Source organism: Phenylobacterium sp. (genome assembly GCF_031425575.1).
Lineage (GTDB): Bacteria > Pseudomonadota > Alphaproteobacteria > Caulobacterales > Caulobacteraceae > Phenylobacterium.
The window spans coordinates 1-1,845 of sequence record NZ_JANPJP010000281.1; the positions used below are offsets into that span (position 1 = coordinate 1).

A 1,845-nucleotide genomic window follows, 5' to 3' on the forward strand; every position below is an offset into this window, starting at 1 on the left:
GTGTTGGGTGTGGTTGGGTGTTCCTTTACCTCGGCCCTCCCCCCCAACACCCACACCTATCTACTCCCCAAACCACACCCACCCCACGAACGTGTTCGAGCATGCAGGGCTCGTGGCGCCCTCCTCATGACGCCGCGTCAGAGTTTCGTCTCGCCGAATTCCGTGACAGCGTAGTCCCGCGCCGGGCCTTCAGAGCCGGCGAAGCGTGACAGCCGAAAGTGGTTTCCGGTTTCGGCGCCCGTCACGCTTCAACAAGGCATTGAGTTCTTCGAGAGCGAAGACCTCAGGGAGACGCTATGATCGGGATCATCCTGCACCACTACGAGGCCTCGCCCTTCTCCCAGAAGGTGCGCTGTTTCCTGGGACTCAAGGGGTTGGCCTGGTCCTCGGTGATCACGCCGAACATGATGCCAAAGCCGGACCTGACCCCGCTGACCGGCGGCTATCGCCGCGCGCCGGTCATGCAGATCGGCGCCGATGTCTATTGCGACACCCAGGTGATCCTGGCCGAGATCGAACGCCGGGCGCCCAGTCCGCCCGCCGTCACCGGCCCCGACTGGGCGGTGAATTTCTGGGCCGACCGCCTGTTCTTCCAGACCACCGTGCCGGTGATCTTCGGCGAGATCGGCGACGCCGTGCCCAAGGCCTTCATCGAGGATCGCGAAAAGCTGTCGGGCCGCCCCTTCGACGTCGCCGCCATGAAGGGCGCGGCGGGCGTCATGCGGCCCCAGTGGCGGGCCCACGCCGCCTGGATCGACCAGGGCCTGGCCGGGCGCCCCTTCCTGTCCGGCGACAAGCCGGGGCTAGCGGACGTGGCGGCCTATATGAATATCGTCTGGCTCAGCAATGTCCTGCCCGCGACGGCCAAGGCCCTGACGGCGGGTCTCACCCGCATCCCCGACTGGGCCGAGCAGATGATGGCGCTCGGCGAAGGCGCCCGCGAGGAGATGGCCGGCCGGGTGGCCCTGCAGATCGCCCGCGACACCCAGCCGGGGCCGCCGCCCGCCCATGACCCAGCCGACGCGCTAGGCCTTGATCCCGGAACCCACGTGACGGTGATGGCCGACGACTATGGCCGCGATCCCATCGCCGGGACCCTGGTGGCCGCCACCGCCGACCGGCTGGTGATCGCCCGCAACTCCGCCGACCTCGGCGCCCTGCACATCCACTTCCCTCGCGCCGGCTACGTGGCCGTGCGCGCCCGACCCCTCTGAAGGAGCCCGTCATGGAAGACCGCATCAAGGTTGATCTGAGGGACGGCGTCGCTGATGTGCGCCTGGTCCGCACCGACAAGATGAACGCCCTGGACGACCACATGTTTCAGGCCCTGATCGACACCGGCGAGGCGCTGAAGACCCGGCCGGGCGTCCGCGCCATCGTATTGTCGGGGGAGGGCAAGGCCTTCTGCGCCGGCCTCGACATGGGCAATTTCGGCAAGATGGCCTCGGGCGAACGCTCGGGCGGCCAGTCCTCCACCGGCGAGGCCCTGCTGACCCCCAAGCGCACGCCGGGCGGCTCCAACCGCGCCCAGCAGGCGGTGATGGTCTGGCGCGAACAGACCGTGCCGGTGATCGCCGCCATCCACGGCGTGGCCTTCGGCGGCGGCTTCCAGTTGGCGCTCGGCGCCGACCTGCGCTTTGTCACCCCCGACACCCGGATGGCGGTCATGGAGATCAAGTGGGGCCTGGTCCCCGACATGGGCGGCATCGTGCTCATGAAACGCCTGGTGCGCGACGACGTGGCCCGGGAGCTGACCTATACGGGCCGCATCTTCAGCGGTGAGGAGGCGCTGCAGATGGGCTTCGCCACGCGGGTCTGCGCCGATCCCCGCGCCGAGGCCCTGGC

At 68.7% G+C, this 1,845-nt stretch carries 2 protein-coding genes; both read left to right on the forward strand.

Features of this window, described 5'->3' with window-relative positions; all coding sequences use genetic code 11:
• Positions 1-296 precede the first annotated feature (296 nt).
• Positions 297-1,214, forward strand: coding sequence for a glutathione S-transferase family protein (locus RMO97_RS15855; protein ID WP_310542001.1), 918 nt, complete (start codon positions 297-299; stop codon positions 1,212-1,214).
• Between the two features lie 11 nt (positions 1,215-1,225).
• Positions 1,226-1,845: crotonase/enoyl-CoA hydratase family protein (locus tag RMO97_RS15860; RefSeq protein ID WP_310542002.1), on the forward strand; the 620-nt coding region annotated here is incomplete at its 3' end.